Here is a 14,012-nt window from a genome sequence, read left to right as displayed (position 1 = left end):
TCCGGGGGACCGGAGCGAGAGCCGTCCCGGTCGGGAGGAGCCGGGCGTGACACGGAACCGAGCGGCCCGCATCGCGCTCGTGCTCGGCGGTCTCGCCGTCTGCCTCTCCGGCTGCACGTCGCCGTCGGCGCCGGACCCCGTGGTGTCCTCCTCCGCGGCCGAGGCGCCGGCACCGGCGGAGTCCACCGCACCCGTCGCCTTCGTGCCGGGCGGGACGACGGAGCAGAACCTCCCCGTGTTCGAGCAGACCCTTCGCGCGGCGGCCGAGCCCGATCCGGAGGTGAGCGGCTCCAGTGTGGTCGACGCGCTCGTCGCGGCGGGGTTCTCCCGCGAGTCGATGCAGCTGACAGCGGACGAGACCTCGGTCGGACTCGACGCGGACTCGGTGCAGGTCTCCGTCAAGCTCGGGGAGTCGTGCCTCATCGGCCAGTACGGCCCGAAGAGCGGCGGGGTGCGGGCGGTGATCGCGGCACCGATCGCGACCGGCGCCTGCCTGGTCGGCCGAACCGTCCCGATCCAGGGCTGACGCGCCGGCCTCGACCGGGAACCGCTCCGCCATGCGCCTCGGTCGAGGTCGTAAAGGACGAAAGGATCCTCGACAAGGCCCCTCGCCCGTCGAGTCCGAGAGAGCCCGGTGTTCGCTCGTCGCTCCTGCAGGACCACTCCGACCGGTGCGGATCCGAGCGTGAGCACAGCCTCGTGCGGGCGGACCGGTCGACGATCCCGGTGGTCGGCGGCGCCCTCCCCTCCCCAAGACGCCGCTCAGCACGGTTAGGCTGCCCAGACCGACACGTGTGCCCCAGCGCGGGCACCGCGACGGACGTGCCGACAGGAGTGCTCGGCACGAGGACCACGACGAGGGGGAACTCGCCATGACCACATCCCGACCGACGACGACGCGAGCGAGGTGGAGGCGCGCCGCCATCGCGGTCGCGAGCACGGCAGCCGTCGTCCTCGGAGTGACGACAGGAGCCGGAGCGGCTGCCGCCGAGCAGGAGCGTCTGTCCGCGCAGGTCAGTCCCTATAACTGGTCGACGACGGAGACCTTCTCGGCCGCCCAGACCGCTGCCGTCGCGGGCGACGTCACCGGGCTCGACGTCACGCTTTCCGACTCCGCTCGGCCGACGGGACCGTACCCGGCGTTCACGACCTACAACTGGGCCATCGGGGACTACGACCTCGCCGGGTCGGCGACCCTCGCGTCCGGAAGTCGCAGCTTCCGCATCGACCTGAAGCGGCCCCTCGCCTCGTTCGGCAGTGGAACCGTCGCTCTGCAGATCACTGCGCAGAAGCAGCCGATCAAGAACCCCGAGGAGCCGATCGGCCAGCCGGTCGACAGCGGCTACGAGCTGACCACGTCGGCCACCCTCTCCGTCGCCGAAGCCTCCGGCAGCGGCGGCGTCGGCGGGGTCGACCTCAGCGGGACCGCGCAGACGCTGCAGCGGAGCGCCGCGTACTTCGCGTACAAGAAGGACGTCGACGTCGTGGAGGTCAAGGGCGGCGACACCGTCGTCCTCGAGTCCAACCGGGACGGCTTCTACGACCTCCAGGGGCTCGCCGCCTACGTCGGTCCCAGCAGGACCGAGCGGATCCCCGCCCAGGTGGTCGCGGACAACGATCAGTCCAAGGTCACCGTGACGATCCCGTCCAGCGCCTACGACGCCTACAAGGACCGCGTGAGCAGCCTGCTCCAGGTCACCGGCATCAGCAACGGCAGGGTGGAGCAGCCCCGCGGAGCGACCATCACGTCGGACGCCGCGGTCCGTGTGACGGGAAGCGGAGCCACCACCCCGCCGGTCACGCCGTCCCCGACGGCCACCGCGACCACCCCGCCGGTCACGCCGACGCCGACCACTCCTCCGGTCACGCCCACGCCGACCGCAACGCCGACGGCCCCGCCCGCCGGCTCGCCGGTCGTCTCGCGCATCTCGGGCACCGACCGTCAGGGCACTGCGGTCGAGGTGTCCAAGCGCACCTTCCCGGCGAACGTCCCCGTCGTCTACGTCGCCACCGGGCAGAACTTCCCGGACGCGCTCAGCGCCGGACCCGCCGCGGCCAAGGCGGGCGGGCCGCTGCTCCTGGTCGACCGCGACTCGATGAGCCAGGTCGTCCGCACCGAGCTGACGCGTCTCAAGCCCGCGAAGATCGTCGTCGTCGGCTCCGAGCTCAGCGTCGGCAGCCAGGTCTACAACGACCTGGCCGGGTATGCGCCGAAGGGGAAGACCACACGCATCGGCGGAGTCGACCGCTACGACACCTCGAAGCTGATCCTCCAGGACGCCTTCAGGGGCGGCTCCTCGATGGCCTGGCTGGCCACGGGCGAGAAGTTCCCCGACGCCCTGAGCGCCAGCGCCGCAGCCGGCGCGAATCGCGCTCCGGTGGTGCTGACCAACGGAACCGGCTCCACGGTGGACCCCCTCACCCAGCAGATCATCAGCGGCCTCACGGTCAGTAGCTTGACGATCGCGGGCTCGACGCTCTCGGTCAGCGCCGGCATCGAGCGCTCGATCACGGGCCCGGTGATCACCCGCATCGGCGGGACCGACCGGTACGACACCTCGGAGAAGCTGAACAAGGCGGCCTTCACCTCGGCGACGACCGTCTACCTCGCGACCGGTGAGAAGTTCCCCGACGCCCTGGCCGGAGCCACGGCGGCGGGCTACACCAGGAGCCCGCTCTTCGCGGTCCAGCCCACCTGCGTGCCCCGGGCGGTCCTCGCCGACATCACCGCGTCCAAGGCGACGCAGGTGATCCTGCTCGGCAGCACGGACACGCTGTCCGAGGCGGTGGAGCGCCTGACGCCCTGCAGCTGATCCGCACCGTCGTCCGCTGACGCGATCCGCCCTCCCCACCGGCCCGGCCGGAGCGGAGGGCGGTTCGCGTTCAGGCGCTCCCTCCGACGCGGACCGGCGAGTTCCCGTTATCCTCGACTGGTGCGGACGGTCCCGCGGCCTGCGCTCCGCGTCGGCCGGGGCCCGGCGTCCCGCCCCGGTCCGAGCCTCCGTCAGCGCCTCCGCGCGGAGCAGGGGACCGGCGGGCGACCCGACTCCGCGCAGACCGACGGACTTGAGGACTGGGCATGGCTGAATACATCTACTCGATGGTGCGCGCGCGGAAGGCGGTCGGCGACAAGCTGATCCTGGACGACGTCACCATGTCGTTCCTGCCGGGAGCGAAGATCGGCGTGGTCGGGCCCAACGGCGCCGGCAAGTCGACGATCCTGAAGATCATGGCGGGGCTGGACACGCCGAGCAACGGCGAGGCGCGGCTCAGCCCGGGCTACACCGTCGGCATCCTGATGCAGGAGCCCGAGCTCGACGAGACCAAGACGGTGCTCGAGAACGTCCAGGAGGGCGTGGGCGAGATCAAGGGCAAGATCGACCGCTTCAACGAGATCTCCCTCGCGATGGCCGACCCGGACGCCGACTTCGACAGCCTCCTCGCCGAGATGGGGACCCTGCAGGAGGCGATCGACGCCGCCGACGCCTGGGACCTGGACTCGCAGCTGGAGCAGGCGATGGACGCGCTGCGCACCCCGCCGGGGGACTCCCTCGTCACCAACCTCTCGGGTGGCGAGAAGCGCCGCGTGGCGCTCACCAAGCTCCTCCTGCAGAAGCCCGACCTGCTGCTGCTCGACGAGCCCACCAACCACCTCGACGCCGAGAGCGTGCTCTGGCTCGAGCAGTTCCTCTCGAAGTACCCCGGCGCCGTGCTCGCCGTCACCCACGACCGGTACTTCCTCGACAACGTCGCGGAGTGGATCGCCGAGGTCGATCGCGGACACCTCTACCCCTACGAGGGCAACTACTCGACGTACCTCGAGAAGAAGAGCGCCCGCCTGGAGGTCCAGGGCAAGAAGGACGCCAAGCTCGCCAAGCGGCTCACCACCGAGCTCGACTGGGTGCGCAGCAACGCCAAGGGCCGTCAGGCCAAGTCGAAGGCGCGCCTGGCGCGCTACGAGGAGATGGCGGCCGAGGCCGAGAAGACGCGCGTGCTCGACTTCGAGGAGATCGTCATCCCGGTGGGCCCCCGTCTGGGCTCCCAGGTCATCGACGCGAAGAAGCTGCACAAGCAGTTCGGCGAGCGCGTCCTCATCGACGACCTCAGCTTCACGCTGCCCCGCAACGGCATCGTCGGCGTCATCGGCCCGAACGGCGTCGGCAAGACCACGCTCTTCAAGACGATCGTCGGCTTCGAGCCGCTCGACTCGGGCGACCTGAAGATCGGCGAGACGGTCGACATCTCCTACGTCGACCAGAGCCGCGGCGGCATCGACCCGCAGAAGAACCTGTGGGAGGTCGTCTCCGACGGGCACGACTACATCACCGTCGGGAAGACCGAGATCCCCTCCCGCGCCTACGTCTCGCAGTTCGGCTTCAAGGGCCCGGACCAGCAGAAGAAGGCCGGCGTCCTCTCCGGCGGCGAGCGGAACCGCCTCAACCTCGCGCTGACGCTCAAGCAGGGCGGCAACCTGCTCCTGCTCGACGAGCCCACCAACGACCTCGACGTCGAGACCCTGGGCAGCCTCGAGAACGCGCTCCTCGAGTTCCCGGGCTGCGCCGTGGTCATCACTCACGACCGGTGGTTCCTCGACCGGATCGCGACCCACATCCTCGCCTACGAGGGCACCGAGGAGGACCCGGCCAACTGGTACTGGTTCGAGGGCAACTTCGAGGCGTACGAGGAGAACAAGATCGAGCGCCTCGGCCCGGACGCGGCGAAGCCGCACCGCTCCGCGTACCGCAAGCTCACCCGCGACTGATGCGCCTGCACGTCGCCATCCCGCTGCGCTGGTCGGACTTCGACGCCTACGCGCACGTGAACAACGCCGAGATGCTGCGCCTGCTCGAGGAGGCGCGCATCCAGGCGTTCTGGAAGCCGGACTCGCCGCAGCCCGGCGGGATGGCGACGGCGGTGCTCGACGCACGGCCGGGCGCCGAGTCGATCAGCCTCATCGCCCGGCAGGAGATCGAGTACCTCGCGCCGATCCCGTACATGCGCGCGCCGATCGACGTGGAGCTGTGGATCGGGCGGATCGGCGGGGCGAGCCTCGAGGTCTGCTACGAGCTCTACTCGCCCGCCGGCGTCGTCCCGCGGGTGCTCTTCACGAAGGCGGCCACCACTCTGGTGCTGGTCACCGCCGCGACGGGCAGGCCCCAGCGCATCCCGGAGGAGCTCCGCGAGGCGTGGGGCCCCTACGTCGAGGAGCCCATCACCTTCTCGAAGCGGGGCTGAGCTCAGCCCAGGGGGACGCGGACCATGCCCTCCTGGGCGACGCTCGCCACGAGCACGCCCTCCTGCGTGTAGATGCGCCCGAGCGAGAGCCCGCGTCCGCCGGACGCGCTCGGCGCCTCCTGCACGTAGAGGAGCCACTGGTCCACGCGCGCGGGGCGGTGCCACCACATCGCGTGGTCGAGGCTCGCGATCCGCAGGCCCGGCGTCGTCCACGCCGCACCGTGCCGGCGGAGCGTGGATTCGAGGATCGTGTAGTCGCTCGCGTAGGCGAGGGCGGCGCGGTGCAGCATCGGATCGTCCGGCAGCGGTCCGAGCGAGCGCATCCACACGCTCTGGTGCGCGACCCGCTCGGGGTCGGCCCGGAGGTACACCGGCTGCTCGACGTGCCGCACGTCGAAGGGGCGCTGCGTGGCCCAGAAGCTGCCGACCGGGTGGTCGACCCCCGCGAGGATCTCAGCGGTGCTCGGCAGCGACTCCGGGTCGGGGATCCCCTCCGGCATCGGCGCCTGGTGGTCGAGACCCTCGTCCTCGGTCTGGAACGAGGCGATCATCGAGAGGATGGGGCGTCCGTTCTGGTAGGCCTGCGTCCGCCGCGTGCAGAAGGAGCGGCCGTCGTGGATCCGGTCGACCGAGAACGTGATCGGCAGGGAGACGTCCCCGGGGCGGAGGAAGTACCCGTGCATCGAGTGCACGGAGCGCCCCTCGACGGTGCGACCGGCCGCGATGAGCGACTGCGCGAGGACCTGGCCGCCGAAGACCCGCCCCTCGGGCATCCACTGCGAGGGACCCGTCGAGATGTCCTCGCTGGTGCGGGCGCCGGTGTCCGTCAGGTCGAGCGCGGTGAGGAACGAGGACAGGGGATCGGGCACGGTACCTCCGGGGTGTCGGGCGGTGGGGCGAGCGGCCTCGGGTAAGTTTATCGACGCGATGAGTTCGTCCTTCTCCCTGGCGGATCCGCCCAGCCTGTCGGATCTGCGCGTCTTCCTCGGCCGTTCGGCCCGGGTCGAGGACGGTGCGGTCCGGCTCCTCGCCGACGACCACGTGCTGGCCGCCTACACCGCGATCCTCCAGCCCCGCGGTCTGCTCGACCGCTCCGCGACCGTGCTGGGCCTGCGCGTCTTCGCGCTCGACGAGCCCGCCGGTTTCGACCGGGTCGTGCCGATCCGTGCGCTGTCGGACCGCCTCGCCCGCCTGCAGTGGGAGCCGGGCGGAGCGGACGGCAAGCCGGTCGTCCTGCCCGACGGCGACGACGCGACGGCGGGGCCCTGGGCGGGCGTCTCCCCGCCCCGCGGCGGCTGGACCCGGCGCGAGCCCGTGGACCCGGGCTTCCTGGAGCGCGTCGCGCGCGAGGGGATCGACGAGATCGCGGCGGCCGTCGGCTCCGAGACGGGCGAGCAGATCGTCGGCCGCGTGCGGTCGAGCGTCTGGGGCCGCCCGCTCGACGGCCTCGAGGACGTCCCGGCGGGAGCGGCGTTCGCCCTCTTCGCGCTCGGGTTCCTCGGCGCCGACGACCCGGTCGCCCTGCTCGAGAGCGGCGCCTGGCGCCGCCTCACCTCACGGCGCGGACACGTGCTGGTCCGCACCCCGGGCTGAGCGGCTACTCCTCGAAGGTGTTCACCATCGCGTGGGCGGCGCGCTCCATGTAGTCCCAGAGCAGGGCGTCGTCGGCCGGAGCGAGCTCGAGATCGTCGACGGCCGTCCGCATGTGCTGGAGCCAGTGGTCGCGGGCCTCGGGGTTGATCCGGAACGGCTGGTGCCGCATCCGCAGGCGCGGGTGGCCGCGCTCCTCGCTGTAGGTGCCCGGGCCGCCCCAGTACTGCTCGAGGAAGCCGGTCAGCCGCTGGATCGCGCCCTCGAGGTCGTGCTCGGGGTACATCGGCCAGAGGACCTCGTCCTCGCGGACGCCCTCGTAGAAGCGGCGGACCAGGCGCTCGAACGTCGGCCGGCCGCCGATGTGCTCCCAGAAGCTGCGCAGCGGAGGCGTGCCGCCGATCTGCAGGCCGCTCACGAGCGCGCTCCCGTCGGGCCGGAGGTGCTGCCGCCGTCCTGGGGCGGCGTCCCGCTCCCGCGCCGCAGCGCGCGGGGGAGCCGCACGGGCTTGCCGTGCTCGGTGCTGATCGTGGGGGAGGGCGTGGTCCGCGGCGGCTTGGCGCCTCCGACGCTCGTCGCCCCCTCGAAGCCCTCGAGGACGACGGTGGCCAGCGAGGGGAGCTTCACGTCGAGCGCGTCGAGCGACTTCTTCAGGCGCAGGCGCAGCTCGCGGGCGACGTCGTCCTTGGCAGTGGTGCGGGTCTTGACCACGACCCGGATGACCAGGGCGTCGTCGGCGATGGACTCCAGGCCCCAGAGCTCGGGCTTGTCGATGATCCGGGCCCGCCAGCGACTGCTCGCCGCCAGCTCGTTCGCTGTCGCGAGGACCGTGGACTGCACCTGCTCGAGGTCCGTCTCGTAGGGCACGGCCAGGTCGACGATGACGCGCGACCAGCCCTGCGACATATTCCCGACCCGGACGATCTCGCCGTTGCGGACGAACCAGAGGGTGCCGTTGACGTCGCGGATCTGCGTCACCCGGACGCCGACCGACTCGACCACGCCCGTCGCCTGCCCGGTGTCGACGACGTCGCCGACCCCGAGCTGGTCCTCCGCGACCATGAACAGCCCGTTGAGGACGTCCTTGACGATGTTCTGCGCGCCGAAGCCGAGGCCCGCGCCGAGGGCGGCCGTCAGCAGGGCGAAGGAGCCGATGAGGTCCTTGTCGATCGTCGTCACGATCATGACCAGGGCGATGACGACGATCAGGATCGAGCTCAGGTTGTTGAGGATCGACCCGAGCGTGCGCGTGCGCTGCACCACCCGCACGGCCGCGAGCGGCGACGCGGCGATCGACTGGGTGTCCTCGACGCGCTGGCGGCGCTTCACTCCCGACACGATCTGGTCGACGACGCGGCCGATCACGAAGTGGGCGATGACGCGCATCAGCAGCGCGCCCAGCACGATCCCGAGGATCGCGACCACCTTCCAGAAGGGCTCGGACTCGAAGAAGGAGACGGTGGCGGCGACAGGATCCGGGGTGGAGGTCTGAAGAAGCAGCATGACCGCTCCAGGCTACGGGACGCCTCCCTCCGAGACGGGTGCACGAGCCCCGAGCGCGTATAGATTCGAGGCGGGTCCGCTCGGACCCGGCCACCGCCCTGGGAAGGACGCCCGATGCTCCACTCCACCCGGACTCCCGCCGAGAAGCGCCGCCTCTTCCGCGAGCGCCTCGCCTCGGGCGAGCTGCTGCAGCTGCCCGGCGCGTTCACTCCGCTCTCCGCGCGCCTCATCGAGGCGAAGGGCTTCGACGGGATCTACGTCTCGGGCGCCGTGCTCTCGGCCGAGCTGGGGCTGCCGGACATCGGGCTCACCACGCTCAGCGAGGTGGCCGGCCGCTCGCAGCAGATCGCGCGCCTGACCGACCTGCCGGTCCTCGTCGACGCGGACACCGGCTTCGGCGAGCCGCTGAACGTCGCGCGGACGGTGCAGATGCTCGAGGACGCCGGAGTCGCGGGGCTGCACATCGAGGACCAGGTGAACCCCAAGCGCTGCGGGCACCTCGACGGCAAGGCGGTCGTCGACGAGGCGACCTCGGTGCGGAGGATCGCGGCGGCCGTCGACGCGCGCCGCGACTCCGATTTGGTGATCATGGCCCGCACCGACATCCGCGCCCTCGACGGCCTGCCGGCCGCGATCGACCGCGCCAAGCGCCTCGTCGACGCCGGAGCAGACGCGGTGTTCCCCGAGGCGATGCGCGACCTGTCCGAGTTCGAGGCCGTGCGCGCCGCGATCGACGTGCCGATCCTCGCCAACATGACCGAGTTCGGCAAGAGCGAGCTGTTCACCGCGCAGCAGCTCGCCGACGTCGGCGTGAACGTCGTGATCCACCCGGTCTCGCTGCTCCGGATCGCGATGGGCGCCGCGATGCGGGCACTCGACGCCCTCAAGGCGGAGGGCTCGCTCCGCTCGGAGGTCCCGGGCATGCAGACGCGCGCCGAGCTCTACGAGCTCCTCGACTACGCCTCGTACAGCCGCTTCGACGAGGGCGTCTTCGACTTCTCGCTCGCCGACCACTACGGCGCCTGAGCGCGCCGACCCGCATGAACCGGGCGGCGCTCCCCGGCGCCGCCGCCCGCCTCTCGCGAAGGAGCGAAGGATGAGCACGACCGATCAGGACATCCGCAAAGGACTCGTGGGGGTCGTCGTCGACACGACGGCCGTCTCGAAGGTCGACCCGGCGTCGAACTCGCTGCTCTACCGCGGCTACCCCGTGCAGGAGCTCGCGGCGGGGACCTCGTTCGAGGACGTGGCCTGGCTGCTCTGGCACGGCGAGCTCCCCACTGCGGAGGAGACGGCCGGGCTGGCCGCCGTGGAGCGGGCCCACCGCGCCCTGGCCCCCGAGGTGCGCACCGTGATCGACCTGCTGCCGCTGTCGGCGCACCCGATGGACGTCGTGCGGACGGCGGTGAGCGTCCTGGGCGCGCTCGAGGAGGATCCGGATGCCGACGCTGCCGAGGCCGTGCTGGAGCGCTCCGTGCGGCTCTGGGCGGCACTGCCGGCGATCGTCGCCTACGCTCAGCGCCGCCTGCGCGGCCTCGAGCCGATCGATCCGCGCGACGACCTCGACTACTCCGAGAACTTCCTCTGGACGACCTTCGGCGAGGTGCCGGAGCCGGTCGTCGTCGACGCGTTCCGCGTCTCGCTGGTGCTCTACGCCGAGCACTCCTTCAACGCCTCGACCTTCACGGCCCGCGTCGTGACGTCGACGCTGTCGGACGTCCACTCCGCCGTGACCGCCGCCGTGGGAGCGCTCAAGGGACCGCTCCACGGCGGGGCGAACGAGGCCGTGCTGCACGTGCTCGACGAGGTCGGCACCGGACCGGAGGCGGACCGGCGGTCCCGCGAGTGGCTTGCCGAGGCTCTCGGACAGCGCCGGAAGGTCATGGGGTTCGGCCACCGGGTCTACAAGTCGGGCGACTCGCGGGTGCCGACCATGGACGCCGCTCTCCGGCGGCTCGCCGAGCACGAGGGGGCCGGCGAGATGATGGAGCTGTACGACGCCCTGGCCGCGGCGATGGCCGAGCGGACGGGCATCCTGCCGAACCTCGACTACCCGTCCGGCCCCGCCTACCGGCTGATGGGCTTCGACACCGGGATCTTCACTCCGCTGTTCGTCGCCGCGCGGGTGGTGGGCTGGACGGCCCACGTGATCGAGCAGCGGGGCTCGAACGCGCTCATCCGGCCGCTGTCCGCCTATGACGGGCCGGAGCGCCGCTCGGTCCCGCAGCGCTAGGCGCCGGGAGCGGGGAGAGCCGCCCGGTCCCGCAGCGCCGAGCGCCGGGGGACCGGGCGGCTCACTGTCAGCCCCGGGTGTCGCGCTCCTGGGCGCGGAGCGCACGCTCCACGCCGGCCAGGTTCTCGATCACGAGTCGGCGCAGCGCCGGGACCTCCGGGTTCGCGTCGAGCCAGGCGCGGGTGGCGTCGACGATCTCCTGCGAGGGCGTGGCGGCCGGGTAGAAGCCGACGACCAGGTACTCGGCGATCTTGTAGCTCTTCGACTCCCAGAGGGTGCGGAGGGCGTCGAAGTAGACCGGGACCATCGCGTCGAGCAGGCGCGGGTCGGCGGCGCGCTGGAAGCCCAGGCCCGTCGAGCGGACGATCGTGTTCGGTGCCGAGTCGTCGGCCGTGACGGAGTCCCACGCCGCGCGCTTCGCCTCCGCGGTCGGCAGTGCGGCACGGGCGTGCGCGGCCGACTGCTGGCCGGTCGCCGTGTTGTCCGAGGCGAGCGCCGCGTCGATGTCGTCCGCACCGGCCCGCCCACCGGCGACGAGAGCGATCAGCAGCTCCCAGCCGAGGTCGGTGTCGATGTCGAGGCCGCCGAGGGCGGTGGAGCCGTCGAGCAGCGCCTGCACGGCCTCGAGGTGCGCCGGGGTGGACGCGATCGCGGCGAAGAACTTCACGAACTGGAACTGCGCGTCGCTGCCCGGCTCGGCGCTCTGCGCGAGCGTCCACAGCTGATCGCCCGCCTCCTCGACGACCTCGGCCCGGTACTCCGGAGCGACGTACTGGGTGGCGGTGGCGACGAGCTGGTTGAGCACCGTCCGCAGGGTCGTGGACTCGGTCTCGGTCGCGACGTTGCCTAGGACGAGGCGGACGAAGTCGCGCGGCGCCGACTCGGCGTCGCGGGTCGAGTCCCAGACCGAGCCCCAGACCAGCGAGCGGGCCAGGGGGCTGTCGATGCTCGCGAGGTGCTCGACGGCCACGGCGAGCGAGGCGTCGTCGAGGCGGACCTTCGCGTAGGCGAGGTCGTCGTCGTTGAGCAGCACGAGCGCCGGACGGGTGCGGCCGATCAGCTCGGGCACCTCGGTGCGCTCCCCGTCGACGTCCAGCTCGAGGCGGTCGACGCGGACGAGGCGCTCGCCCTCGAAGTCGTACAGGCCGATCGCCAGGCGGTGCGGGCGGATCGTCGGGTACTCCTCGACCGCGGTCTGCAGGATCGCGAAGGACGCGATCGCTCCGCTCTCGTCGACCGCGATCTCGGGGCGGAGCGTGTTCACGCCGGCCGTCTCGAGCCACTGCGCCGACCACTCGGTGAGGTCGCGCCCGCTGGTGGCCTCCAGCTCGACCAGCAGGTCGCGCAGCTCCGTGTTCGAGAAGGCGTGCTTGACGAAGTACTCGTGGACGCCGGCGAGGAACTCCTTCTCGCCGACCCACGCGACGAGCTGCTTGAGCACCGAGGCGCCCTTGGCGTAGGTGATGCCGTCGAAGTTGACCTGGACGTCCTCGAGGTCGTTGATGGTCGCGACGATCGGGTGGGTCGAGGGCAGCTGGTCCTGGCGGTAGGCCCAGCTCTTCTCCATCGCGGCGAAGGTGGTCCACGCCTCGGTCCACTCCGTCGCCTCCGCGGTGGCGAGGGTGGAGGCGTACTCGGCGAACGACTCGTTGAGCCAGAGGTCGTTCCACCACTTCATCGTGACCAGGTCGCCGAACCACATGTGGGCGAGCTCGTGGAGGATCGTGACGACCCGGCGCTCCTTGATCGCGTCCGTCACCTTGGAGCGGAACACGTAGGTCTCGGTGAAGGTCACCGCTCCCGCGTTCTCCATCGCGCCGGCGTTGAACTCGGGGACGAACAGCTGGTCGTACTTCGCGAACGGGTACGGGACGCCGAACTTCTCCTCGTAGAAGGCGAAGCCCTGCTTCGTCTTCTCGAACACGTAGTCGGCGTCGAGGAAGGGCGCGAGCGAGGCCCGGGCGAAGACCCCCAGCGGGATGGTGCGGCCGTCGGAGGAGACGAGCGAGTCGGTCTCGACCACGTAGGGTCCGGCGACGAGGGCCGTGATGTAGGAGGAGATGCGCGGGGTGGGCTCGAAGCTCCAGGTCGCGATCCCCTCGCCCGCCGGGACCGGCTCGGGAGTGGGCTGGTTCGACACGACCTGCCACTGCGCGGGTGCGGTGACGGTGAAGCGGAACTCGGCCTTGAGGTCCGGCTGCTCGAACACCGCGAAGACGCGGCGGGAGTCGGGCACCTCGAACTGCGAGTACAGGTACACCTCGCCGTCGACGGGGTCGACGAAGCGGTGCAGGCCCTCGCCCGTGTTGGTGTAGAGCATGTCGGCGACGACGGTGAGCTCGTTGTCCGCAGCCAGGGAGTCGAGGCGGATCCGGACGCCGTCGGCGACGTCGGCGGGGTCGAGCTCCGCGCCGTTGAGGGTGACGGAGTGGACCGTGCCCGTGACGGCGTCGATGAAGCTCGAGGCGCCCTCGGTGGCGGAGAAGCGCACCGTGGTGGTGCTGAGGAAGGTCTCGGCTCCCCGGGTCAGGTCGAGGGCGATGTCGTAGTCGTGGACCTGGATCAGCGAGGCGCGCTCCTGCGCCTCGCTCCGGGTGAGGTTGTCTCCTGGCACGGGGGTGCTCCATCCGTTCGTCTCGGGCGCTGCCGCGGGCGCCGGGGTGCGGGCGCCGCCGATCCACCCTAGAGCTGCCGGGACCCGCCGTGGAGCCCCGTGGCGCCGATCCTGCGGAGCCGCCGGGGAGCGCGGACGCGGCCCCGGCGAGCGGCGTAGCGTGTCCCCATGACCTCTGTGGACTTCTGGTTCGACCCCTCCTGCCCGTGGGCCTGGATGACCTCGCGATTCGTGGACGAGGTGACCCCCGCGCGCGACCTCGACGTGCAGTGGCACATCATGAGCCTCGCCGTCCTCAACGAGGACAAGGACGTGGACGACTCGTACCGCGCCTTCCTCCCGCGCGCGCTGCGCTACACGCGCCTGGTCGCCGCCGTCGCCGAGCGCGAGGGCCGCGAGCACGTCAAGCCGCTCTACGACGCGCTCGGCACCCGGATCCACCCGGGCGGGCGCACCGACGTCGACGCGGTGATCGCCGAGTCGCTCGCCGAGCTCGGCCTGCCCGCGGAGCTCGCCGCCCACGCCGACTCGGACGAGTACGACGAGCCGATGCGCGCCTCCCACTTCGACGGGATCGAGCGGGTCGGCCAGGACGTCGGCACCCCGGTCATCGCGATCGGCGACGTCGCCTTCTTCGGCCCCGTCATCTCGCCGATCCCGAGGGGCGAGCAGGCGCTGACCCTCTGGGACGGCATCGTCGCCGCCGCCTCCTTCGACGGCTTCTTCGAGCTCAAGCGCTCGCGGACCCGCGACCCGCAGTTCGACTGAGCCGACCCGCGGTACTCTGGCTCCCGGCCCGGGCACCGCGGGTCCCAGACGGCTCTTCCGGAGGAGTTC

The 14,012-nt window shown here is 71.5% G+C and carries 12 protein-coding genes; 8 read left to right on the top strand and 4 right to left on the bottom strand.

Going from position 1 to position 14,012, the window contains the following annotated elements:
* The first annotated feature begins 46 nt into the window (after positions 1-46).
* The 4 genes from C5C33_RS12795 (at position 47) to C5C33_RS12780 (ending at position 5,235) form a co-directional block, all read left to right on the top strand.
* A complete protein-coding gene (locus C5C33_RS12795; RefSeq protein ID WP_104250552.1) occupies positions 47-526 on the top strand; it encodes a DUF6993 domain-containing protein in 480 nt (159 codons plus the stop codon).
* A gap of 346 nt (positions 527-872) precedes the next feature.
* Positions 873-2,813, top strand: a complete 1,941-nt coding sequence (locus tag C5C33_RS12790) for a cell wall-binding repeat-containing protein (RefSeq protein ID WP_104261283.1) — start codon at positions 873-875, stop codon at positions 2,811-2,813.
* Positions 2,814-3,079: 266 nt separating this feature from the next.
* A complete protein-coding gene (gene ettA / locus C5C33_RS12785; protein WP_104223708.1) occupies positions 3,080-4,762 on the top strand; it encodes an energy-dependent translational throttle protein EttA in 1,683 nt (560 codons plus the stop codon).
* On the top strand, positions 4,762-5,235 hold the full coding sequence (locus C5C33_RS12780; RefSeq protein WP_104223707.1) for a thioesterase family protein: 474 nt from the start codon (positions 4,762-4,764) through the stop codon (positions 5,233-5,235). Before ettA ends, C5C33_RS12780 begins: the two co-directional genes overlap by 1 nt.
* 2 nt (positions 5,236-5,237) lie before the next feature.
* On the opposite strand, the gene C5C33_RS12775 is transcribed toward C5C33_RS12780, so the two are convergent.
* Positions 5,238-6,104, bottom strand: coding sequence for an acyl-CoA thioesterase II (locus C5C33_RS12775; protein WP_244230637.1), 867 nt, complete (start codon positions 6,102-6,104; stop codon positions 5,238-5,240).
* A 58-nt stretch (positions 6,105-6,162) separates the two neighbouring features.
* Here C5C33_RS12775 and C5C33_RS12770 point away from each other — a divergent pair, with 58 nt between their 5' ends.
* A complete protein-coding gene (locus tag C5C33_RS12770) occupies positions 6,163-6,828 on the top strand; it encodes a hypothetical protein (RefSeq protein WP_104223706.1) in 666 nt (221 codons plus the stop codon).
* A gap of 4 nt (positions 6,829-6,832) precedes the next feature.
* Here C5C33_RS12770 and C5C33_RS12765 read toward each other — a convergent pair whose 3' ends face one another.
* Complete coding sequence (locus C5C33_RS12765; RefSeq protein WP_308471177.1) at positions 6,833-7,243, bottom strand: globin; 411 nt, start codon at positions 7,241-7,243, stop codon at positions 6,833-6,835.
* Positions 7,240-8,328 (bottom strand): mechanosensitive ion channel family protein, encoded by a 1,089-nt coding sequence (locus C5C33_RS12760; protein WP_104261282.1) that lies wholly within the window; start codon positions 8,326-8,328, stop codon positions 7,240-7,242. The genes C5C33_RS12765 and C5C33_RS12760 overlap by 4 nt, the downstream gene beginning before the upstream one ends.
* A gap of 114 nt (positions 8,329-8,442) precedes the next feature.
* Between C5C33_RS12760 and prpB the strand changes: the two genes are divergently transcribed.
* Positions 8,443-9,354: a methylisocitrate lyase gene (gene prpB / locus C5C33_RS12755; RefSeq protein WP_104223704.1), complete on the top strand. Its 912-nt coding sequence runs from the start codon at positions 8,443-8,445 to the stop codon at positions 9,352-9,354.
* A gap of 70 nt (positions 9,355-9,424) precedes the next feature.
* Positions 9,425-10,561 carry a bifunctional 2-methylcitrate synthase/citrate synthase gene (locus C5C33_RS12750; protein WP_104261281.1) on the top strand — a complete coding sequence of 379 codons (1,137 nt, stop codon included), beginning with the start codon at positions 9,425-9,427 and terminating at the stop codon, positions 10,559-10,561.
* Between the two features lie 67 nt (positions 10,562-10,628).
* Here the strand turns inward: C5C33_RS12750 and pepN are convergent, their stop codons facing one another.
* Positions 10,629-13,175: an aminopeptidase N gene (pepN, locus tag C5C33_RS12745; protein WP_104261280.1), complete on the bottom strand. Its 2,547-nt coding sequence runs from the start codon at positions 13,173-13,175 to the stop codon at positions 10,629-10,631.
* A gap of 168 nt (positions 13,176-13,343) precedes the next feature.
* Here pepN and C5C33_RS12740 point away from each other — a divergent pair, with 168 nt between their 5' ends.
* Complete coding sequence (locus C5C33_RS12740) at positions 13,344-13,943, top strand: DsbA family protein (RefSeq protein WP_104223701.1); 600 nt, start codon at positions 13,344-13,346, stop codon at positions 13,941-13,943.
* Positions 13,944-14,012 lie beyond the last annotated feature (69 nt).

This window comes from Rathayibacter sp. AY1H3, assembly GCF_002932015.1.
The sequence above is the reverse complement of the archived record's forward strand: the minus strand, read 5'-3'. Positions and strand labels throughout refer to the sequence as shown.

Coding starts and splice junctions, on each gene's coding strand:
- C5C33_RS12790 (WP_104261283.1), top strand. CDS start 873: ATGACCACATCCCGACCGACGACGACGCGAGCGAGGTGGAGGCGCGCC.
- ettA (WP_104223708.1), top strand. CDS start 3,080: ATGGCTGAATACATCTACTCGATGGTGCGCGCGCGGAAGGCGGTCGGC.
- C5C33_RS12780 (WP_104223707.1), top strand. CDS start 4,762: ATGCGCCTGCACGTCGCCATCCCGCTGCGCTGGTCGGACTTCGACGCC.
- C5C33_RS12770 (WP_104223706.1), top strand. CDS start 6,163: ATGAGTTCGTCCTTCTCCCTGGCGGATCCGCCCAGCCTGTCGGATCTG.
- C5C33_RS12760 (WP_104261282.1), bottom strand. CDS start 8,328: ATGCTGCTTCTTCAGACCTCCACCCCGGATCCTGTCGCCGCCACCGTC.
- prpB (WP_104223704.1), top strand. CDS start 8,443: ATGCTCCACTCCACCCGGACTCCCGCCGAGAAGCGCCGCCTCTTCCGC.
- C5C33_RS12750 (WP_104261281.1), top strand. CDS start 9,425: ATGAGCACGACCGATCAGGACATCCGCAAAGGACTCGTGGGGGTCGTC.
- C5C33_RS12740 (WP_104223701.1), top strand. CDS start 13,344: ATGACCTCTGTGGACTTCTGGTTCGACCCCTCCTGCCCGTGGGCCTGG.